General features: G+C 48.3%; 21 protein-coding genes. 7 read left to right on the top strand and 14 right to left on the bottom strand.

Annotation, left to right across the window (positions count from 1 at the left end):
- Positions 1–24 precede the first annotated feature (24 nt).
- Positions 25–3,423, bottom strand: coding sequence for a DNA polymerase III subunit alpha (locus tag P157_RS0108960; RefSeq protein WP_196243112.1), 3,399 nt, complete (start codon positions 3,421–3,423; stop codon positions 25–27).
- A gap of 115 nt (positions 3,424–3,538) precedes the next feature.
- Between P157_RS0108960 and P157_RS0108965 the strand changes: the two genes are divergently transcribed.
- The gene (locus P157_RS0108965; RefSeq protein WP_026760706.1) at positions 3,539–3,799 is read left to right on the top strand and encodes a hypothetical protein; all 261 of its coding nucleotides are present in this window, start codon (positions 3,539–3,541) and stop codon (positions 3,797–3,799) included.
- 63 nt (positions 3,800–3,862) lie between these two features.
- Here P157_RS0108965 and mtnN read toward each other — a convergent pair whose 3' ends face one another.
- Positions 3,863–4,603 (bottom strand): 5'-methylthioadenosine/S-adenosylhomocysteine nucleosidase, encoded by a 741-nt coding sequence (gene mtnN / locus P157_RS14255; protein WP_037368274.1) that lies wholly within the window; start codon positions 4,601–4,603, stop codon positions 3,863–3,865.
- 153 nt (positions 4,604–4,756) lie between these two features.
- On the opposite strand from mtnN, the gene P157_RS0108975 reads away from it, so the two are divergent.
- From P157_RS0108975 to P157_RS14905, 3 genes are read left to right on the top strand one after another with little or no spacing between them, the layout of a single operon-like run.
- A complete protein-coding gene (locus P157_RS0108975; RefSeq protein WP_026760707.1) occupies positions 4,757–4,954 on the top strand; it encodes a hypothetical protein in 198 nt (65 codons plus the stop codon).
- 59 nt (positions 4,955–5,013) lie between these two features.
- Positions 5,014–6,114, top strand: a complete 1,101-nt coding sequence (gene hydE, locus P157_RS14260) for a [FeFe] hydrogenase H-cluster radical SAM maturase HydE (protein WP_051598567.1) — start codon at positions 5,014–5,016, stop codon at positions 6,112–6,114.
- The gene (locus tag P157_RS14905; RefSeq protein WP_051598568.1) at positions 6,065–6,766 is read left to right on the top strand and encodes a hypothetical protein; all 702 of its coding nucleotides are present in this window, start codon (positions 6,065–6,067) and stop codon (positions 6,764–6,766) included. Before hydE ends, P157_RS14905 begins: the two co-directional genes overlap by 50 nt.
- Here the strand turns inward: P157_RS14905 and P157_RS0108990 are convergent.
- The gene (locus P157_RS0108990) at positions 6,751–7,236 is read right to left on the bottom strand and encodes a hypothetical protein (RefSeq protein WP_026760708.1); all 486 of its coding nucleotides are present in this window, start codon (positions 7,234–7,236) and stop codon (positions 6,751–6,753) included. The two genes, P157_RS14905 and P157_RS0108990, sit on opposite strands and share 16 nt — an antisense overlap.
- 115 nt (positions 7,237–7,351) lie before the next feature.
- A complete protein-coding gene (locus P157_RS14910) occupies positions 7,352–8,326 on the bottom strand; it encodes a DUF6033 family protein (protein ID WP_026760709.1) in 975 nt (324 codons plus the stop codon).
- A gap of 128 nt (positions 8,327–8,454) precedes the next feature.
- On the opposite strand from P157_RS14910, the gene P157_RS0109000 reads away from it, so the two are divergent.
- A complete protein-coding gene (locus P157_RS0109000; protein WP_026760710.1) occupies positions 8,455–9,030 on the top strand; it encodes a TlpA family protein disulfide reductase in 576 nt (191 codons plus the stop codon).
- Between the two features lie 97 nt (positions 9,031–9,127).
- Here the strand turns inward: P157_RS0109000 and rbsK are convergent, their stop codons facing one another.
- From rbsK to P157_RS0109050, 10 genes are all read right to left on the bottom strand, one after another.
- Entirely contained in the window at positions 9,128–10,057 is a 930-nt protein-coding gene (gene rbsK / locus P157_RS0109005; RefSeq protein ID WP_026760711.1) for a ribokinase, read from the bottom strand.
- A gap of 185 nt (positions 10,058–10,242) precedes the next feature.
- Positions 10,243–12,315, bottom strand: a complete 2,073-nt coding sequence (locus P157_RS0109010; protein ID WP_051598569.1) for a sigma-54 interaction domain-containing protein — start codon at positions 12,313–12,315, stop codon at positions 10,243–10,245.
- A gap of 135 nt (positions 12,316–12,450) precedes the next feature.
- Entirely contained in the window at positions 12,451–13,572 is a 1,122-nt protein-coding gene (locus tag P157_RS15130) for a 4Fe-4S binding protein (protein WP_072000149.1), read from the bottom strand.
- Between the two features lie 6 nt (positions 13,573–13,578).
- Positions 13,579–14,376, bottom strand: a complete 798-nt coding sequence (locus P157_RS14275; RefSeq protein WP_051598570.1) for a 4Fe-4S binding protein — start codon at positions 14,374–14,376, stop codon at positions 13,579–13,581.
- The gene (locus P157_RS15810) at positions 14,373–14,981 is read right to left on the bottom strand and encodes a 4Fe-4S dicluster domain-containing protein (protein ID WP_026760714.1); all 609 of its coding nucleotides are present in this window, start codon (positions 14,979–14,981) and stop codon (positions 14,373–14,375) included. Before P157_RS15810 ends, P157_RS14275 begins: the two co-directional genes overlap by 4 nt.
- Before the next feature lie 14 nt (positions 14,982–14,995).
- Positions 14,996–15,661, bottom strand: a complete 666-nt coding sequence (locus P157_RS0109030) for a TorD/DmsD family molecular chaperone (RefSeq protein ID WP_026760715.1) — start codon at positions 15,659–15,661, stop codon at positions 14,996–14,998.
- 13 nt (positions 15,662–15,674) lie between these two features.
- Positions 15,675–16,496 carry a dimethyl sulfoxide reductase anchor subunit family protein gene (locus tag P157_RS0109035; protein ID WP_026760716.1) on the bottom strand — a complete coding sequence of 274 codons (822 nt, stop codon included), beginning with the start codon at positions 16,494–16,496 and terminating at the stop codon, positions 15,675–15,677.
- 5 nt (positions 16,497–16,501) lie between these two features.
- Positions 16,502–17,077 carry a 4Fe-4S dicluster domain-containing protein gene (locus P157_RS0109040; RefSeq protein ID WP_026760717.1) on the bottom strand — a complete coding sequence of 192 codons (576 nt, stop codon included), beginning with the start codon at positions 17,075–17,077 and terminating at the stop codon, positions 16,502–16,504.
- Positions 17,070–19,781, bottom strand: a complete 2,712-nt coding sequence (locus P157_RS0109045) for a molybdopterin-containing oxidoreductase family protein (protein WP_026760718.1) — start codon at positions 19,779–19,781, stop codon at positions 17,070–17,072. Before P157_RS0109045 ends, P157_RS0109040 begins: the two co-directional genes overlap by 8 nt.
- A gap of 599 nt (positions 19,782–20,380) precedes the next feature.
- Complete coding sequence (locus tag P157_RS0109050; RefSeq protein WP_026760719.1) at positions 20,381–20,656, bottom strand: hypothetical protein; 276 nt, start codon at positions 20,654–20,656, stop codon at positions 20,381–20,383.
- Between the two features lie 420 nt (positions 20,657–21,076).
- Between P157_RS0109050 and P157_RS0109055 the strand changes: the two genes are divergently transcribed.
- Entirely contained in the window at positions 21,077–21,709 is a 633-nt protein-coding gene (locus tag P157_RS0109055) for a hypothetical protein (protein ID WP_230578466.1), read from the top strand.
- Positions 21,710–21,739: 30 nt separating this feature from the next.
- Positions 21,740–22,339: a hypothetical protein gene (locus tag P157_RS0109060; protein ID WP_230578467.1), complete on the top strand. Its 600-nt coding sequence runs from the start codon at positions 21,740–21,742 to the stop codon at positions 22,337–22,339.
- Positions 22,340–22,353: the final 14 nt, after the last annotated feature.

The raw sequence follows: 22,353 nt of genomic DNA on the forward strand, positions 1-22,353 counted from the left end.
GGTCTTCTTTATGTGCTTATGTGGTCAGCGTTTTTTTACGCCTTTGGGCCCTAAAAGAGCTTCCAGCTCGGTCAGGGTTTCCGGTGCATTGTCCAGCCAATAGCCTTCGCCGAGTTTTTGCCAGCTGCCGCGATAAAGATAGACAACATGGTCGCCGTGGTGTTTGGCCATGAGTTCCTTCAAGTCATTGAGGAGCTGCTCACCGCCTCCCGCCGCGGGCATCAGATAATACTCTGGCTGGTATTCTTTGGCAGGCCAGATTTTGTCGGCCAGCAGCTTGACTTCATCATCCCGCAGGTCAACCTTGCCCTGCATGACAACCGGGGTGTCCGGTATCAGCAGATTCATATACTGCAAAAAAGTGCGGGGGAAGATGGTGACTTCGAGCTGTTCCGTGTAATCTTCCACGGTGGTAAAGCACATGGTATCGCCCTTCTTCGTGGTGATGCGCTTGCTTTCCGTAATCAGCCCGGCAATGCGAACCACCTGTTTGTCCTTGACGCTCCCTTGCAGGGTTTCAATGCCCGGTAGATGACCGATTCGGTCCTTGTATTCGTCCAAGGGATGGCCTGTGATGTAAAAACCGGTGTTTTCCTTTTCCCAGCCCAGCATGGTGAGTTTGGGAACTTCCTCAACGTCCGGCAGCTGCATATCCGCTGCATCATCCTGCATAAAGTCGCCGAAGAGTCCGAGCTGGCCATGGGCAAAGTCCTTCTGCCGCCTCTGGGCCTCCCCTGTTACCTTGTCGAGCACGGAGAGGAGCTGACTGCGCTTATTGCCCAGCGAGTCAAAGGCTCCGCATTTAATCAGGCTTTCAATGACCCGTTTGTTGACTGTGCCCATATCGAGGCGGGTACAGAAATCCAGCAGGGACTTAAAGTCGCCATCTTTTTGCCGCGCGGACATGATGGCCTTAATGGCGGCGTCACCTACGTTGCGCACCGCCGCCAAGCCAAAGCGGATATCGCCCTTGTCTACGCTGAACATGATATTGCTGGCGTTGATGTCCGGCGGCAATATCTTGATGCCCATGCGATGTGCCTGCTCGATATAGACCGGCACCTTGGCTGCATTGTCCATGACGCTGGTAAGCATGGCCGCCATGAACTCAGCGGGATAATGGGCTTTGAGATAAGCCGTCTGCCAGGCTACGAGTGCATAGGCGGCACTATGGGACTTATTGAAGCCGTAATCGGCAAAGTGCGTCAGAAGGTCGAAGATGGTGTTGGCAAGCTCAGCGTCGATATTGTTGGACGCGCAGCCCTTGAGGAAATTCTCCTTCTGGGCCATCAGGATTTCATGCTTCTTCTTACCCATGGCGCGGCGCAGCAGGTCGGCCTGGCCCAACGAGAAGCCCGCTAATACCTGCACAATCTGCATAACCTGCTCCTGATAGAGTACCACGCCGAAGGTTTCCTTGAGGATGGGCTCCAAGAGTGGATGCATATAGGTGACTTCCTTGCGCCCATGGCGGCCGCCGATAAAGTCATCCACCATGCCGCTGCCCAAAGGACCCGGACGGTACAGGGCTACGGTAGGAATTAAATCGGCAAAGTTCTTCGGTGCCAAATCCTTTACGAGATTGGTCATGCCCGAGGATTCCATCTGGAACACTGCCCCCGTGCGCCCTTCGCAGAGCATCTTGGAGGTCAGCTCATCTTCTAAAGGGATGGCGTTGATGTCCACAGTTTCCCCACGGGTGGCTTGGATGTTGTTTAAGGTGTCGCTGATAACCGTCAGCGTGCGCAGCCCCAAGAAGTCCATTTTGAGGAGGCCCAGCTCCTCCACGTGGTCCTTGTCAAATTCCGTTACCAAAGTGCCTTCGGATACGGAAACCGGCAGGTAATCCGTCAGCGGGTGTTTGGCAATAACCACGCCGGCTGCATGGGTGGAAGAATGACGGGGCAGCCCCTCCACCTTCCGGGCAAAGTCAATAAGCCGATGCGCATCCTCCGAGGATTCGTAGAGATTGCGGAACTCCGTGGAGGCCTTCAGGGCTTTGTCCAAGGTCATTTTGAGTTCGTTCGGAATCAGCTTGGCAATGGTATCCACCTGCGCATAGCTCATGCCCAAAGCACGGCCTACATCGCGGACAGCTCCTTTGGCCGCCATGGTACCGAAGGTGACAATCTGGGCCACATGGTCGTAACCATAGCGTTCCTTTACGTAGTCGATAACCTCTTCGCGGCGGATATAGCAGAAGTCGATATCAATATCCGGCATGGTCACGCGTTCTGGATTCAGGAAGCGCTCAAAGAGCAAATCGTATTTGAGCGGGTCAAGGTTCGTGATACCCAACAGATAAGCTACAATACTGCCTGCCGCCGAGCCACGGCCCGGGCCGACGGAAATCCCCTGCTCACGGGAGTGATTGATGAAATCCCAGACAATGAGGAAGTAACTGTCATAACCCATGCGGTGGATGATGGAAAGCTCGTAATCCAAACGCTCCTGTACTTCCTTGGTGACTTCTGGATAGCGGGACGGCAGCGCCTTTTCGCAGAGGGCCCGCAAGTAGGCTTCGTCATCCTTATAGGCTTCGGGGATGGGATAATACGGCAGCTGGATATGACCAAATTCAAAATCCACCTGACAGCGCTCGGCAATCTTTACGGTATTGCTTAGGGCTTCGGGATGGTCCGGGAACAGGGCGGCCATTTCTTCGGAGGATTTCAAGTAATAATCATCGCTGTTGAAGCGCATGCGGTCCGGGTCATCCACCGTCTTGCTCATCTGAATGCAGAGCAGAATATCGTGGAATTCACTGTCCTCGCGGCGTACATAATGGCTGTCGTTGGTGGCCACAAGGCCCAGGCCGTACTTTTCCGCCAGTTCGATAAGGCCTGCATTAGCTGTGCGTTCCTCTGGCAGACCGTGATTTTGGATTTCCAGAAAGTAATTGTCCTTGCCGAAGATGTCAATGTATTCCTGTATCAGCCGTTCGGCTTTATCCTTGTTGTTCTGGATAAGGGCCTGAGGCACATTGCCTGCGATACAGGCGGACAGGCAGATAATGCCCTCGTGATACTGGCGCAGCAGCTCCATATCCACCCGGGGCTTGTAATACATGCCCTCGATATTGGCCAGCGACACGAGCTTGACGAGGTTCTTATAGCCCGTTTGATTTTCCGCCAGCAAAATCAAATGGTAGTAGCGGACACCGTTGACATCCTGCCGTTCTTGACGTGGGCCGGGCGCTAAGTAGACCTCACAGCCGATAATGGGCTTGATGCCCTGCTTCTTGCATTCCTTGTAAAAGTCAATGGTGCCATACATTACGCCATGGTCGGTGATGGCCAGATGTTTCATGCCCAGCTCTTTGGCCCTCGCTACCAAATCCTTGATGCGGGCGGCACCGTCCAGCAGACTGAATTCCGTATGGACGTGCAAATGGGCAAAGTCTATATTGTTAACTGCTTCCATAAGTAGTTCCTTCCTAAACGAAAAACGATTACCCTCTAGTATAGCATAAAACCTTGCCCCCTTGCAGGCTCTTTGCTAAAATATTAGTAACAATAGTTTTCGGGAGGTGCCCGCGATGACCATACACGGAGCCGTCATTATCGAACAGGGAGTGACCTTTGCCATTATCGCAGTGAAACAAACCGTTACCATGTATACTGCCCGGATGGTGCAGACCCGTCACGAACTGGCCCAGTTCTTCCCCAATATGCCCATCATCCTCATGAGTCAGGACAACAGTGGCACACCCCATTACTACGGGCGGAAGGACATTGTGGAATTCCTAAAATCCATCCGGCTGGACCAAATACCGTGGAAAGAGTATCACATCTATTGAATTGTGACTATCCATGCACATAATAAGAACCTGCCCTGGCGAAAACCATGGCAGGTTCTTGTTTTACAATGTGATGTTCTGCACAACTTTCAGTACGAATTGCTGGCAGGCTTTTGCCGATTCCGGCTGGAATTCCTCATCCTGAAATTCTGTATTGGATATGATGCGGATACCCAGGAAGGGGATTTTATATTGCTGGCAGATTTGTGCGGCAGAATGGACTTCCATTTCCTCACAGGAGGAACCGAACTGTTCATGCAGATAGCGGATGCGTTCTTTTTGACGGTTCCAGGTGTTACTGCTGGCAAAACAGCCATCCACTACTTTTCCATGGGTATAATCAGAAGCTGCTTTATGCGCTGCTTCTAATAGTTTCTGGTCACCGGCATAGTAAACCGATTGCGGCAGGAATGTTTTTTCCTGTGGGTCATAGGCATAAGCGCCCATCAGTTCCATGTGCCGCCAGTCTGCTTGCTCCTCTTTAGCTGTGCGATAGGAACTTGCGTCAAAAGACTGTTTGCCTAATACGATATCAAAGGCTTTTAAGGCGGGGGCATGACCGCCTGCAGTTCCTTGATTGATTACAGCGGCAGGGTGAAAATGCTCGATGCCTAAGGCGGTAGCTGCTGCAGCATTAGCGGAGCCAATGGAAGTGGCCGCGATTACCAGAGGCTTATCTTTATAGATTCCTTCCACAAAGCGCCACTTTCCCAGTAAATATTCCTGTGGCTGCTCCAAGGAAGCGATAAGCAGTTCGGTTTCTAAATCCATGGCGCCTTGCAGCATGATTATTTTAGTATTCATCAACATTGACTCCCTCTGTCTTTATCTGTTGTTAATGATAGCATTCTTATTTAAGATAAGCAACCGGCGAAACCTTGACATTCCCCATCCGGTCGCTTACCATAAAATTATCTTCTTTCGCATAAAATAAAACTCAAAGGAGCCTTGTCCATTATGGAAATTTTACGCTATATCGTGAATATCGTTTGCTTTATTGCGCTGTTTATCACGCTGGAAGTTGTCTGGGCCAATGTAAAAAGTCACTGGCAGTCCAAAAATCTTTTGGGCTGTGCAGAATATTTAATCGGCGGCATTACGGTACTGTTGGTGCTTATCGCTCTTAGTAATGCAGTAAACAATATGTTCCTTTGATATATTCTGTTATTCTGTGCTGCTGGCCATAATCCTTTTTGAGATGCAGGAGGTCCTATATGCAGGCTGTCATTGATAAACTGGAACGAACACATAATCTGTCGGACGATGAATTTGCTGCACTGCTCGCCCCCATCTCCGCTGACGATGAAAAATATCTTAGCCAACGTGCTTGTCATGTGCGTGAAAAATATTATGGCAAGGATGTTTATATTCGCGGGTTGATTGAATTCACCAATTACTGCCGTAATAATTGCTATTATTGCGGTATCCGTCGGGATAATGCCCATGCCCAGCGTTACCGCTTAACTGCTGAGCAGATTTTATCCTGTTGCCATACAGGCTATCAGCTGGGATTTCGTACCTTTGTCCTGCAAGGTGGTGAGGATGCCTATTTTACGGATGAACGCCTCTGTCAGCTGATACAGGAAATAAAGAGGCGCCATGCAGATTGTGCGGTAACTCTGTCCATTGGGGAACGGAGCAAAGAAAGCTATCAACGCTTATTCGCGGCCGGCGCTGACCGCTATTTACTGCGCCATGAAACGGTTGATAAAGCGCACTATGAACAGCTTCATCCTGCGGAACTATCGCACAGTCATCGCCTGCAATGCCTGCGTGACTTAAAGGAAATCGGTTATCAGGTAGGCTGTGGCATGATGGTCGGTTCACCGGGGCAAACGCTCAATTGCCTGATAAAGGACCTGCGCTTATTGCAGGAACTTCAGCCAGAAATGGTCGGCATCGGGCCCTTTATTCCCCAACATGATACGCCCTTTGCACAGGAGGCGGGCGGTACAGCCGCTATGACCGTGCGCCTGCTCTCCATTATCCGTCTGCTTCTGCCGCACGTATTACTGCCGGCCACTACGGCTTTGGGTACAATTGACCCCAAGGGCCGTGAAAAGGGGCTGCTTGCCGGCGCCAATGTGCTGATGCCCAATCTTTCTCCGACGGAAGTACGCAAGAAGTACGCACTCTATGACCATAAAATCTGCACTGGCGAGGAGGCTGCTGAATGTGTCCGCTGTCTCGCCGCCCGCGTGGAATCCACCGGATATAAAATTGTCGTCAGCCGTGGCGACCATATAACGAAGGAGGGGCTATATCATGCAAACCAATCTCACCCGAATCCGCGAACAGACCATAAAGCTATTTGACACAACGCCCCTCATTCCCCGCAAAGCCATCGAAAACATGGGCGCAGCCTGCCATCCCTTTGCGAACTCCATCTTCTTTTATCACCGGAACAGACAAAAATGGCTGGATATTTCTACACCGAACAGCTACGCTTTTTATCGCCACCTTATTCTCGACAGGATAAACAGTCTTAGTCTGCCATTTATCTATGATATGATTCTGGATGATTATAAGCTCACCTGGTTTCAACTCTGCAAAGATTATATGAGTCGTGAAGACTTTGCCTATTATCTCAAGCACAGCTGGCTCGATGAAGAAGACCCCAATCAGGACCCGACGGTTGACCGCGAGGAAGTTCTCCACTATTTTCGGCAGGCTGATAAACGCTGCTTGATGAATCCCAGCGACCTTGCTTATTACCAAAATCTTCCCCATACCTTAACCATCTATCGCGGCGTCAGTCCGCACCGGGCAAAGTATGGACTGTCCTGGACAGCTGACCAGGACATGGCCATGTGGTTCAAAAAACGCTATGAAAGTGGCAGCCAAGGACAGCTCTTAACCGCTGTTATCAGCAAAAAGCATGTTTTGGCTTACATTGATGAACGCAATGAGCATGAATTGATTGTCGATGTCTTTAAGATTCAATCACAGATTTATCCGGTTATATGATAACCCAAATACAAAAAAATATTTTGTAAGGGCTGTTTGTCCCGGATATCCAGCCAATCATCCGGGCGGCTGTTATCATCAATCAAAATCAAAAGATAGTCAAGTATCAGCCGTCTTGCCGCCCAGAGGCCAACTTCGCTGGCCGTGTATTTTTGACCAGTCAAACGTACGGAGCCTTGCACATAGCTGTCGGCGATAATCATGTCACCCAGCACAGGCACTACGGCTTCCAATGCTGACCAAACAGGCAGGAAAAAATCGCCATTTTTCCTGCCATAATTGGGACTATGCTCGATAATTTTATACGCCATCTGCAAGGCGTGGTTTTGGGCAATATAGGCTATGGGGGTCAAATCTTCATTTCGCAGCGCATCCTGCATGGCATTATAGCGCGCTTGTGGTTCAGCCTTTGCTCTGGCTGCTTTAGCCAGGCGTTCTTCTCTGGCCTTGGCAAAATCGATGATTTCCATTAATACTCCTGAATCGAACCGTTTATTTTAACTGCGGGTATACCCCGCAGTTAAATAAGTATACTATAATCGTTCCCATAATTCTACAACTTATGCTTATTTCCTAAGAGGGGTATCATATCAGTGTATTGATGGTCATAGCACTTTGTTCCGACAAGGTGGGCGACCGGTCAGGCAATCTGCCCATTTGCTGTTTTGCTTGTTCGATAAGTTTTTTGGCTTTTTTGACCTCGGCGGCATCACAGGCATTTTGATTGTATCCGTCTTCAAGTTCCTGCAAATCTTGCGCTAAAATAGCAAGCACTGCCTGCATATCGCCCTGTGTTGCTGCGGCGGCAATCTGCCGGCGGCGTTTATCTTCGTTGATGGATTCCGTGGTCACTTCGCCGTTCTCGTCAATAATCACCTGCATCCCCTGAAAGCCCACTTCATCCTTGCGGCTGGCATAGGCTTCGTCTGCCGCCCGCAGGGTATCGAATAATTGATTGCGGCTTTCCTCATCGGTGAGGCATTTTTGCAGGTATTTCTCGTAAATCTTCGTCATACCGGCATGGACAACATTGAACTTTTCCCGCAAATGCACATACAATTCATTGGTGTTGCGAAATGATTTCTTGTCTTTTGTGGCCTTCTTGATTTGATTTTTAGGCAGCAATTCCTGCCACCAGTTCTTTTTGTCTGAGCGTTTTACATGCGACTGCTGTCTACGATTGCCATCATTAAATTCCGAAATCCCCCAGCTGCGCAAACCGCCATCATCCTCAATGATAAAGCCATGGGATTTCAGCTTATGCTCCGGCGCACGGCCACTTTGTACATCTGTATGGGCAATATCATAGATAAGCGCTTCATACTCCATGCGCTTATCCGGGTCTTTCTCCATTTGTTTAAGGATTTTGGATGAAATAGACAAATTATTCATCCCCGTTCCGGAAAAAGGCTTTGTTCCCACGCTGAACTTGAGATGGGGAAACTTTTCCGCCAAACTTTTCAGCACACCGCCGCTATCTTCGCTCTTATCCGTAACCTGCGCCTTAGCAAAACTATAAGCTGACTCTGACACATAACTGCCTCCAACCTTCACCGGCATTGTAATCAACCTCCTTGTAAATAAGGTCCCTACCTCCTCTTACCTATATATCGTCCAATCCTGGAAACGCCTAATACAAATGGCGCGAACAGCCACGAAATCAGCGTGAACATATCGAGGTGATAATCATGCGAACGAACCTGCGTTACATTTTGCTCCCCCTCGCCCTTCTCCTATCCATTTTGACCATAAATGTCTTTTCTGCCCGTGATGCCAACAAGCAAAACCTCCTTCGCTTTCCTGCGTTTCAGACGGTTGACGTCAATGGCAACACCGTAACCAATAAGATATTTACCGGCAGGTTTACCGTCGTGGTGCTCTGGGTCACCAAGGATGAAAACAGCCGGCAGCTTTGGCGCTGTTTATCCGACTGGCAGCAAGCTGAAGCTAGCCCAATACAAATCATCGGCCTCGTAGGTGATGTAAAGAGCACTGATGATTCTGTCAAAATCAGCTATGCACGGCAAATGACCGCTGACTTTGCCCAGCCGCAGCTGCTTGTCAATGATGATATGGCAGAATTTCTCACCAACATGCGGGCTGCTCCTGCCATTTGTTTTGTGGATGCCAACGGCAGGCTCGTGGGCCAGCCAGTAATTGGCTACGAACCGGAACTCATCAAAAAAGAAGCCCGCCGCCTGTTGGCAACGGACTCCCAAGCCGATAGGAATAAATCCTTGTTTATGAAAAAAGCCTCTCAATGATAGAGTTTGGGTCAGACAAAAGCGTAGGGATTCAGTTTCAAGCATAGTTTTTCTGAACAGTATCATCTATGTCACAGTCAAATAGATTCTTTACTGCTTACGGAAATAACCTTGTGTTTATAATCAAACGTTCAACTTCTTCCACCGTAGGAATGGATGTCTGCGCTCCCTGACGGGTTACGGCGATGGCCGATGCCTTTGCAGCAAAGTCGATAGCTTCGGCATAATTACGGCCATCAAACCGGCTTATAAATGCGGCCAGGAAGCAATCGCCAGCGGCGGTGGTATCGACAGCCTTAACCTTGTAAGCTGGGAATTTTTCCACCTTATCTGTCGAAACGTGCATGGTGCCGTCACCGCCTAAGGTCACCAGCACGTTTTTCACGCCCTTAGCAATGAGAGCTTTTGCCGCTGTCACCACTTCTTCCTCCGTATTGGTCGGCAGTCCGGTGAGCAGGGCAAGTTCTGTTTCATTGGGTTTGGTGATATCCACCTGCGCCCAGAGTTCATCCGGCAAATCGTTCCGAGCCGGAGCTGGGTCGAGCACCACGGTCTTGCCGTGTTTTTTGGCCAGCTTTGCGGCAGCTACTACGGATGGCAGGGGGATTTCCAGCTGCATGACCACAGCATCAGCCTGTACAAACTTATCCTCCTGCTCCTGCACCAAGGCTTCATCCACGGCAGCATTGGCACCAGCAATCACGCTGATGCTGTTTTGCCCGCTTTTTTCAATCTCGATAAATGCCTTGCCGGTTTCTGTACCGGCAATTTTTTTGATGCCATCCGTTGCCACACCCACATTTTCCAGATTGGCCAGCATCTGCTCACCGAAGGTATCCATGCCTACAGCGCCAATCATGGAAGTGTTTGAGCCCAATTTTCCTAGCGCATATGCCTGATTGGCACCCTTGCCGCCGGGCACAAGCTTCATACTCTGCGCCATGACTGTTTCCCCGGCTTTAGGCCTTCTATCCATATAGACTGCAAAATCCATATTCAAACTGCCAACAACCAATACCTTATTCATGAAAATCCCTCACATTCCAGATTTTCTCTATATTATAATCGCTTTGTCATATCCTTATCCTGTCATTTTACACAATAAAGACATGTTCCTTCCCACGCCTACATATATTCATATGCCGCCACATTGTCACCATTTTCTCACACAGCTAAACTCAAACAAGCTTTAAAATGTACTGAAGCGACCATTTAATTGCGTGATGGATGAATCTGATATTCACGCATTTTTTTATAAATCGTTGCCTTAGATATCTTGAGCTGCAAAGCTGCCTGAGTAACATTTCCACTGGTTCTTTCCAGTGCATGGCGAATAGCCTGTTTCTCCCAATCGGCCAAAGTAATCCATTCATTCCTGGGTGTAACATCGGTCTGCTCATGAACAGGCTGGGCAGGTAATTTTTCTCGTTGGATAGATTCCGGAAAGCAGTGAATATCTATTGAGTCTCCTGCCGCTACATTAGCCGCATAAATCATAGCATTTTCCAACTGCCGGACGTTGCCTGGCCATGGATAGGAACAAAGCCACTCCTCAGCCTCTACCGTCAGTTTCTTTTCCTTTACACCAATCTTACGGCAATATTTTCCGATAAAGAACTTCGCCAGCAGTACAATATCTGTACCACGCTGGCGCAAAGGGGGAAGCTGTAAAGTCAGCACAGATAGACGGAAGTATAAATCACTGCGGAAAAGACCTTGAAGCTGCATCTGCTGTAAATCCCGGTTGGTTGCTGCTACAATGCGGAAATCCACCTTGCGACTCTGACGCCCACCAATACGGATGACTTCCTTATTTTCCAGCACCCGCAGGAATACCGGCTGCAATTCCAGCGGCATATCACCGATTTCATCCAGAAATAACGTTCCCTCATTGGCTAGTTCTATTTTACCGGGGCGCCCGTTTTTATCTGCTCCCGTAAAGCTGCCGCTTTCATAGCCAAAGAGCTCACTTTCAATCAGGTCACGAGGCAGCGCAGCACAGTTAAGTGCTACAAAGGGGCCCTGACGGCCAGAGGCGTTATGAATGGCCTGTGCTAAAAGTTCCTTTCCTGTGCCGCTTTCCCCACAGATAAGCACGGCTTCATCAATCACAGCAAATCGCTTGCCCAGCTCCAAAGTCCGCTTTATCAGGCTGCTCTCACCAATGATGTCGTTAAAATTATACGGCGACTGGGAACCAACTCTTCGGCTCATAGACGCATTGATGTTTTTCATGCGATTAATTTTGAGAATTGCACCGCTGGTTTTGGCTGGATAGATAACCACTTGGCAATTTGTCCGCGTCTGTCTGCGGCCCATATCCAGTTCCATCACCTCCTGATTACCTGCGGCTAATGCTTTATACAAGCGTGGTGCATCATCCGTAAACTCTGCGATATTGACCCCTGTTAATTTTTCTTTGTCGCCTATGCTCAAAAGTTGCCGCGCCATCTTATTTAAGTTGGTTATATTGCCGTGTCCATCTATACTCAATATACCATCATCCAGCAGATTAAGCATGACCGACAATGCTTCACTGGCTCGCTGCTGGGCAATATTACTTTGACAGAGACGCTGGCTGGTCTTCACTAGACGATATTGGAGTTCGATGGCTTCGGCCATAGATGCCACCAGCCCCAGGGTATGGGCACATGTTTCTCGGTAATTATCCGTCAGTACCAGACTGGCAATCCGTTGATTAAGCACTACTGTGGCATGGATATTACCATCCGCATCACATATAGGAGCCGCTGTACCAATCATATTTTCAAATACGGCTCCATATTGTTCCACTGATAACAGCTGAATTGGCTCTAAATAGCGCATACTGAGCACATGGGAACAGGTGCCCACTGTATCTTCTCGACAAATCTTACCTGGCTTGCCGCTGAACCAGCGATTATTTTTCTCCTGCCGCCCCTGGGTAAAGAGCATTACTCCATCCTTGTCAAAAAGGTAAAGCCGATAACCCGTCAAGTTGATCAGATTGCGAAAAGGCTCAAATACATCATGGGCAATCTTCAGGAGCACTGCATCCCGCTGCTGTATCTTTTTTAATTGCTGGGGGGATACGAACTGTTCCGGAATATTTTTATCGATGTGCAGTCCTGCCGCCTGTGAACGTGCCCAGGATGCAGCTATAATGGGATTTAATCGGGGATATTCCCGTGGATCAGAATCAGGATGATGTAAAAAATAATCCCTGCACTCTGCCATTAATTCCCAGCGCTCCTTGGTTACGACCCGGAGCCAATCCAAATTTTTATCTGTTGCTTCTGATTTCATGGGGCCTATGCCTCGCCTTCACCAAAATGTCTTTACTTTACTATTCCCCATATATGGGTAAAATCCCTGCTCATAACCAAAGGCGGGTGCCTTAACTTCCTACACCCGCCTTGGTTAGAGTTCTTCTGAACATCATTAGTTTTTCTTCAAGCCGCAGCCCAGCAAAAACGACAACCTATTTTCCATACTGCCCAAGGCTGTTTCCATCTGCCTGGCAGGACGATTGGCAACTTCATATTGTTTTTCTTCAGACACCGCCTGCCAGGAGACGCTGCGTGTAAGGCCGATACTATCCTGCATGCAGATTTCCTGGCAAAGTCCACAGCCCGTACATTTGCCAGGTGCATGAACTAAAATTCTTCTTCCTGCTTTTTCCTGCAATGTCATAGCTCCTGTAGGGCAGGCATTTGCACAGGCACCACAACCATGACAGGACTGACTTACCTCTACTCTGCCAAAATAACCCTGTATCTTCGGATGTTGATTAGTCCTTGCGCCCAGATTATTCATAGCAGCGCTCAGCAACTTGTGCTCATAGGGCAGATATTTTTCTGTCTCTAGGCTTGTCTTTTTAACCTCCTGTCTGAAGCCCCTGCCCATGTCCGCCACCATATGCCCCAGCAGATTCACCGATCCACGCCGGATATCCGTAAGGAAACGCCGCCGGGAAATACTGCTTACTTCGCCTTGCCGACCAGCCTTCGTTTCCCCTTTGTATTTATCCCTGTTAAAGACAAACTGACATTTAGCCCCGTAATCATGCAGTATTTCATAGATATGTGACACACGAGCCGCCAGAATATCCCAGCACATTTCCCCCCGGGGACATTCCACACAAGATTCTGCCCCCAGCAGAATCCTTTTGGCTCCCTGGGATGCTAAAAGGAGCAGCAAAGCTTCACTGCATCCCAACAAGCAGGGAATACGAAAGGCGCCAGCAACTTTAGGGTTTTTTCGGCAAATAAAGGCACAAGCCTGCGTCTCCCGCACATGACGTATCAGCTGGGGTAAAAGTTTTAGCAGCCACGTTTGCTGTATGGCGCCAGCAGGACAGATTGTTGCACAAAGTCCACAGCCGTCACATTTTTCTGCTATGAATTTTCCTTTCTCTATCGCTCCCTGAGGGCAAACCTCCGTGCAACGATTGCAGGAGCTTCCCTGATGACGGCTGTGCAGGCAATATTCTTCCTTTATCTCCACCTGGCTATCCGTAAGACTGGAACAGGAGGTACAGATATATTTCAGCGATGCTAACACAGGCAATCATCTCCTCAAAAAATTTATGGCATTTTGCGGACAGACGGCAGCACATTCCCGGCATTTTGTACATACGGCAAGCTCACCGCAGGAGTTTTCGGCTCGCAAATCAATCCCCGCCGGACAGCTTTGGGCGCACTGTCCGCAAGTTTTTCCCTGCACGGACAAGCATTTTTCCTTGTCAATCCTGGGCACAAATAATCTCTGGCCTCTGGCCAGCAGGGAGAGCAGTGCCCCCACCGGGCAGAATCTGCCACACCAATGCCGAAGAACAACCAGCTCCACCACCAATAGGATCGGAAAAATCACAAGGTCAAAAGACGGCTCATTTACCCCCACCAGCCGGATAATGGCAATGAGGGTAGCAAGGCTAAGACCTATGGGGCAAATCAGGCAAAAGACGGGAAAGCCAAAGACCGCCGCCGAGCCAAGAGTAAGCCCCAGCACAGTCAAAGACCCTTTTGCCTGAGGCTTACAGCCATTTTCCGGCTTATCATCCAGCCGGTTGACCAGCAGCTTGCGCGTCAGCGGCACAGGACATACCCAGCCGCAAAATATCCGTCCTGCCAGCAGGCTGATGAACGCGATAAGCATAAAAGGAACAGCAGCTCCCAAAAGCCAAGATTTGCTGGACGCCATCGCCTCCAAATACCCCAAGGGACATATCAGATACAGCCTGTCCCAGCCAATCGTGGAAAAACTTCCCGTCCCCCAGCGGCAGGAAGCTCCTAGAAATATAACGAGCAACACCAACGCCATGGAAAACAGCCGCATATAACGAACCTGCTGTGTTTTTTTGCTCATTTATCTTCACCGCCTTCCCTGACCTCTACCTTTATTCCGCGGATACGCTGAGTGCGGTTGCCACTGAAACCATGAAGTACCAAGGCAGGACAGACATTTTCGCAAACACCACAGCCATTGCATTTTTCCTCATCCACCACGGGAAGATTCTGCGCGTCCATACAAATAGCCCCATAAGGGCAGGCATCCACACACAGACGGCATCCACGGCTGTCATAAGCCAGACATATATCCGGCTGTATATTCGCCCGGCCAATCTTATCACGTAGCGGGTCAAAGAACTGCAAAGCTCCAGTAGGACAAACTTCCATGCACTTCCTGCAAAAATCGCATATCCCCTGATGAAAGTTAAGCACCGGGGTCCGGGTATTAACGAGGCCGTCCCTCACATTGGCAAGTCCAATGACCTTTGTGGGACAACTACTACGACAGCGGTCACAACGTAAACAGCGGGATAAAAAATCCGCCTCCTGTTGACCGCCGGGAGGGCGCAGCATTTTTTTTGCCGGCAGCACTTTGCTTGCTGTCCCTGTTCCCAGCAGAGCCACCCCTATCCCTCCAGCAATTTTGAGAAAATCCCGCCGGGAAGGCTGAAAATCCTTCATCGTTCTCACCTTTTTCAGGCAGTCATGGCTTCATCATTCAGCAGGGCACCTTCCATATCCAGATAACTTTTGGTAATCCGGGCTGCCCCCCTGTAAAAATCCGTACCAGCATATTTCAGCACATCATTACAGAATCTTTCTTGCCATTTCAGTAAATGTTTCTGCAAAAATTCCTGCTGCCGGTTTAAACTCTGTTGCATCTGCACATCATTTCTCTGACGGGCAAATTCAGCCGCTTCACCACAAAGATAAGCCATAAACTCCAGTTCAAAGGCTATATGATCTTCCGGTTCGCTTAAATCATGACTCCTATCCACCCCGCAGGAGCGGTAAAAAGTCACGACTTCATCCCGTGGTTCCTGCATAATTAGCTTCTTTTCACTAAGATACACGGACTCATAAGGATAAGCCGCATCAAAATTGATGATACCAGCCCCCAGGAACAACCGGGCATAATCAACAGCCAGATTTTCAAGCGTCTTGTCATTGCGAGAAGACACCGCTGCTTGCAGCAAATTATAACCATCAGACATTTCCTGCGGGCAATCCTGAGGAAATGTCATCTTTGCCAACTGCTCCAGCATTTCCGCATCTACTTCAATCCGATAAAAACGGGCCAACAGACGGTACATTTTTTCCCGGGCCTCGTTAATTTCCAACCATTCTTTTAAATAATCCATAAATCCATCCCCTTCAGCTAAAGAAATTCCTAACACTGGAACCAATCATAAACATCATAATGCGAAACGACAGTGCTCCTGCAAGCACACAGATAAAGCTCGCTAGTGCCATTTTAGCGGCCTTGCCATCTTTGATGAACTTTACTGGCAAGCCCATACCTACAATTAAGATGCCCAGCCAGGAAATTGGCGCAATATCGCCAGCAAAAATCCTCTGCAAGGAACGACTGTAATCCGGATAGGGTGCTATTGCTACCATTACAAGATAGAGTAACAGTATCACAGCCTGTACACCGATAACTTTTAACATCAGCCTTTGCAGAGTATAATGAGCGCCTTCATCTTCCCCCAGTAATAAGTTCAGGGCAAAGGCTCCCAACACGCCTGCAGAAGCGATATAACAGATGGGTAAAAGCAGTGTATTCCAGGCAGGACGAGAAGCCATAACAAAGGTATCTCCGTTGATAAAGGCCATAACCACTGCTACCACTGCGCCGATTGTGCCCAGAATTTTCGTAACTCCAGCTCCTGCCTCACGGCGCACAGCAAGCATATAAGCTACGATAATCGCTCCCAGGGTAAACTCCACAGCAGCTTCCATAAAAATACCAGAAGTCGGATGACCTAAAGCCCCAAACATTCTCTCCGGATGCCCCAAGTGCAGTTGGGCGCAAAAACCACCTGTTGCCATACAAATAAGCACCAATATACTTACTTTCAATCGCTTATCCAGTGCCTTTCCCTGATATTCTGCCAAATAGACCAAACTGAAAAACATGCCACAGGCAATGCCCGTAAAAATACTGAAAAACACCAATGGCCATTCAATGCTCATCTTCCTCACTCCTTCCAGGTTCCATTTTTCTTATGCAGGATATAGGCAGTTGAAGGATGATTGCCCACATCCGGCAGGTAATGAACATTTTCCTCGCCTGCCTCCTTAATGGCCTTGGACACATTGCTGTTGGGGTCATCCAAATCCCCCACGATCCGGCAGGCGCCCGGGCAATTCTTCACACAGGCAGGTTCCTCACCAATGGCAAAGAGATGCATGCACAAGGTGCATTTTTCCACGACCTTGCTCTCCTTGTTGAAGGTACGCACACCATAGGGGCAGGCCATCATGCAATACTGACAACCAATACACTTTTCTTTATCTACTAGCACTACGCCGGTCTTTTCATCCCGGTAGGATGCCCCCGTGGGACACACCTTGACACAAGGAGCATCCTTGCACTGCTGGCACATCGTTGGCAGAAAATACATATTTAAATCCGGATATTTCCCCTCTGGGCCAATCTGTAAGGTCTTATTCCAATAACATCCTAGGGCTACATCATTTTCCTGTTTACAGGCTACTTCACAGGATTTGCAGCCGCAGCATTTATCCAGGTCTACGACCATCGCTCTACGCATTCTTGCCCACCTCCAGTTCTACGCGCGGAGTTTCCTCCGTATATTCAGGCAGCCATTTCTTAAACTCCTCCGGCTTGAGCCAAATCCCCTCAGGGGCGCTATCCGCCTTATACACCTTTACCAAAAAGCCACGCAAAGTGTATGTTCCCATCATATCGTTATAAGGCGGCTCATTGCTGCTCAGCAGATTGACATTGCATTCTTTGAAACCACGGGTAGCCGTATTCATTGTCTCAGGGAACCAAAAGCGTTCCATATAGACCACGCCAGGATTAATACCTTCCGTTACCCATGCAACGGCCCTGGTCTTATTACGCTTGGATTCCACCCACACCCAGTCGCCAGTCTTAACGCCGGATTTCTTGGCGGCTTCCGGATGAATCCAAATTTCCGGAGCTGGATAAATTTCTCTGAGCCAAGGTACATTACGCAAGGTCCCATGATGGAAATAAGGCAGGCGACCATTTGTCATAACCAATGGGAATTCTTTGGCCAGTTCACTGCCGGGCAGCGGACTTTCAGCCGGTTCCATATAATAGGGCATAGGATCATAATCCTTATCCACAGGATCAAGAACCGGATAAGGAGCAAAAGGTTTGCCCGTACGTCCTAAAGTGATAAAAGCTTCGCCGTATATTTCCAGCTTCTTAGTTGGTGTACCGAATCCGTTTGGCTGGCCGGTCTTGGGATTGATTTGCTTATAGAAACCATAGCGGCGCCATTCGCTGATTGGCATAACTTCATAGGGGCCTTTCTTGCAAAGTTCCTTCCAGGTCATCCCTAGCCTGCGGGTAGTCATATAGCTCCAGAATTCATCCATACTTTCCCAATAAGGCTGTTCCGGTGCAGTTTTAGCTGGATCAAAGGAATCCTTGCATGCCTGATGCCCTAACTGGCCACAGCGTTTGGCAATCTTTGCCCAAATAACCGTTTCGTTCATGGTTTCGTATATATGCGTTACTGCCTGTCGTGGGAATATCCAGTTCAGCGAAGGAACCACAAAATCAGATTCCAGCCATTCAGTTACCGGCAACAGCACATCGGCAAAGGTGGAAAAGCTCGTGGGATACATATACATGTGGACGATTAAATCCAGCTTTTCCATGGCTGGCACCCAGGATTCTGCGTTAGCCATTACGGCAAACTTATTACCGGAGCGTTCAATCCATGCTTTAATTGGATATGGTTTGCCTTCCAAGATTGCCTTGCGCACATAAGGGCTATGGCAGGACCCCCAATGCAGAGCTGCTTTGAACTCCTTACTGCCCAGACGCTTCTTAAACTGTTCCGGTGGCAGAAATTTGTATAGAGCCGATACCGCCGAGCCACCGAATTTCACCGACTTAAAGTTCTGAAGCAGTGTTCCCGGTTTCTGCATATACCCCATCATCAAATCCAGAGCACAAGCTCCCATAGCCGCTTGCATAGACTGGGGATTCTGGTCCGTTGCCACGCCTAAGCTCAAACCACCGGGGCCTTCAGCATAAATCTTGATAGCTTCCTCAATTTTGCCAGCATCCAGCCAGCATACTTCTGCGGCCTTTTCTAGTGTCCATTCCTCGCAGCGCTCCTTATACATTTGGAAGCCAGTCTTACATTCCATACCATTAACTGTGTAAGTGCCAAAAAGCTCCGGTTCTAAAGCATCATTCCAAGGATAAGGAAGCGGCTGAGCTGATTGAGTCTTCTTATCCCAGACCATATACGTATCTGGGCTGCCGCCGGGAGTAACATCACTTTCCCGCAGGCACATCTTTGTCTTCGTATTAACTAGGAAAGGCAGATTCGACCATTTGAGGCAAACCTCCTCATCGTAAAGCTTATGCTCAATGATATAGCGAATCCAGGCCAGCATTAAAGCCACATCCGAGCCGGGACGTATGGGCAGCCATACATCAGCCTTGGCGGCATCATTGGTCAGGCGCGGGTCAACTACAACCGTTTTAACGCCCTTAGCCCTTAGTGCAATAACTGCCCGTCCGCCAAAGGAAGGATTGTCATTGCTGGCACATGTGCCCCACATTACCAGTGACTTCATGGGAGTATCTTCGTGGAAGTAAATCTCTAGTGCATCCGTATCTGCAATACTGGTGGTCTGCAACGGTGACTGTTCCGTCAATCCGTACATCAGACGATATGTCGAAGTACGGGGCATCCAACACTGCTGTGCGCCTGGCTCCCACCAGTTAGGCGTACCAAATACACTGGCGAAGCGACGGGCACTGCCGAATTCAGGATTCCCACCGCCTCCGGTGGTGCACACCAAACCCTCGGCACCATATTTTTCCCGTACTTCCATCAGATTTTTAGCAATGTAATCAATGGCTTCATCCCATGATACACGCCGCCATTTGTTTTCCCCGCGTTCGCCTGCACGAATCATGGGGTATTTATTGCGATTTGGGTTATATAATGCCTGAATCGCCGCCAAGCCTTTTGCACACATTCTCCCACAAGACATGGGGTGTATAGGATCCCCTTCAATCTTCACCACTCTGCCGTTCTTGACATGAGCTAGTACTCCACACATAGCGATGCAGGCACGGCAGACCGTATGTACGACTTTTTCTTCCCCTTTTTCCTCTGTACCAGCAGCTTCAGCAGCTTTTTCAATGCCCTTAAAGGAACCGCTGATAGTCGCCGCTAAGCCAGTAATGGCTGTAGCCTTTAGAAAGCTTCTCCTGCTCAAGGTAAAATCTTTCATCCTCGTCTCTCCTTCCATAATTGGGGTAAATATTATACATATTTTTTCCATATAACAAATATGCAAGGAGCATGCCAATTTTTAGACAAAAAAATAAGCCCTTTCCCATGGAAAAGACTTATTATACGTTTAATTTCTAAACGCCAGTTTAATTTCTAACCGTTTATATTCTAAACTATAATGCTCGTTTACTTTACTACGCTAGCTTTGGTCATCTCATCGGCATCCTTGAAGCCATGTTCTTATGCCAGTAAAATTATCTATTACGCTCTACATATTGCAGGCTTTGAATTCTCTTCTGTACCTGTCTTTCTGCTTCTTTATCGCCGGCATCATAGAAGAATGTAAAAATCCAGCCTATACTTTTACGGGAAACCGTTACTATCTCAATTTCTACGTTGTCCTCCTCTGTCTATGCTGCTGCTTAATATGTGTCTTATATTCTTCTATATATTTATATTTCGATGCGACTGAATTGGTCAGCCCGGCACATTCGCAGCCTGCCAAGCTGTACCGTTGTTAGGCCACCTGCCCCATACGAAAAGCCACCCCGCAGGGTGGCTATTATATTGTTACGACAATTATAGATTATTCCTTGCTCATTTGTCAAAATTCTGCTTTTGTTCTTCATTCATATCTGCATTCAGCGGTTTATCCGGGTGGTTTTCATTATACTTTGCTATGAGCTTCTTGTTGTACTCTTCCCGATTTTCCCTGCTCGGCAAAAGACCGGTATGGACATACCATTTTTCCATCCACTTGTATTTTGGATAATCTGCTGGCAATACAATACTTGACATTTTAGCGATATCATCTGGTGTTCTCGTTATCGTACAGCATACCGCATCTACAAAATTGAATAGCTGCTTAACCAATTTGCCACCTCAAATCACCTTATTCTACCCCTGGAAAACTATCTACGTACTTAATCTTGATCTCCGCAAAGTGCTCCACAACCTATACCTTATTTTATATTTTCGTCAACAGTATCGCTATGTCCTGCCTTGAGGACAGTTTTATGCAACAGTATCCATATATAACAAAAGAAGAAACCGCTAAATTCTGCGATTTCTTCTGTATCGTTCCTCTTATAAGTGCGGGTGAAATACCAGTACTCCTGCCTCGTTGACTTTCCCTAGGTGTTTGAGGAAGAATCGGGCGATGGTTCCGGTTATCAGAGCGGATATCGAATATTGAAAAGTCAATTTTCCTCCGTTTATATCTGATACGCTTGAAGGATTACTGGCTTAATAGTCGAACCACTATGTAGATGTATGATTCAACATTTTTAGGAGGTGCTTGAATTGAAAAAACTATTGCTTAGTTGTTTCTTGTTACTGGTCTGCCTATTTGGCATCCCGCAGGCGGTCTCTGCGCAGGAAACAGGATTCCTGACACCTGGCGAATCCACATTTCTTTATTTGGATACCCGTATTCTTAACGAGACCTATGATAATGAGCCCATTAAGTTCGTACTTCAGCAGGATGGCGTACTGCGGCTCATGAGCCGTAATGGGACCCGTGACTATCTCTCATTCACCGGATACGATGATACCAATGCCGGTATCGGCTATAAAATCCGAAAGATTTACACGATGTTCCCCAGCATGCAGTTTTTCGAGATAATTGCTGACCGGGGCGCTCATGCAAAAAACTGCGGCTATTGGATTATCGGCAAGAGAGATGGCCAATGGGTTACTTACGTCTCCATCGATAGTCTGGCTGCCATGGGTTATACTCCCAGCGAATGGCATCAAATCAGCACGGCACTGAACAGCGATGCTACTGGCCGCTTCATTCTCACCAGCAGGCACGAATATATGCCACCTGGCGCTCAATATGGTTACCAGCGCAAATTTGCAGTAGACCTTCAACTCCAGCTTTTCTGGGATCAAGATGCAAAATGGTTTGGTATCCGTAGACTGTGATAAGGATGTGATAATATGAGTCGGTGTCTTATGAAAATTCCCTTTTTGCTTATGGCTTTCCTATTTTCAACTGCAGCATATGCATTAGCTGCTGAAATTCCTGCAAACTATACGGTATGGGACAGGATGCCAGCCGAAGCTGCAGTTGATGCAAAACTGAAAATCCAAAACACTGTAACACTTTATATTGCACCAAACAGCGGCAAAGTGAGCGGCTCAATTTCTCCAGGCGAAATTGTCAATCGTATTTCCTGTGTGGTCTATACGCACCCAAATCGCCATGCAGTCAAAGTACTGAAAGCCACCAAGGCCTATAAGTATCAACACTCTTCCAATCCACAATTCATTACACTATATCCAGGTACAATCATTCATCTGCTCCAGTATACTGGCGAGGGAACATACCTGGGCTTATGGAACGGACAGCTACTCTGGTGGCTGGAGGGGTACAACATTTCAGGATTCACCAATGCTAAACCGAATGCTCCATGGGGCGCTTATATTGGAGAGGCAACCACTGCTGATTTAGGCATTGATTTCTGGATGTGCCTTAGAAAAGCCGATGGCACCGTTGGCTGGGCTCATCCTAAGGATTATCCCAAAGGAACATTTAATTCATATTGGAAATAACTGAGAAGAAGGGC

The organism is Selenomonas ruminantium AC2024 (assembly GCF_000687995.1).
Classification (GTDB): domain Bacteria; phylum Bacillota; class Negativicutes; order Selenomonadales; family Selenomonadaceae; genus Selenomonas_A; species Selenomonas_A ruminantium_B.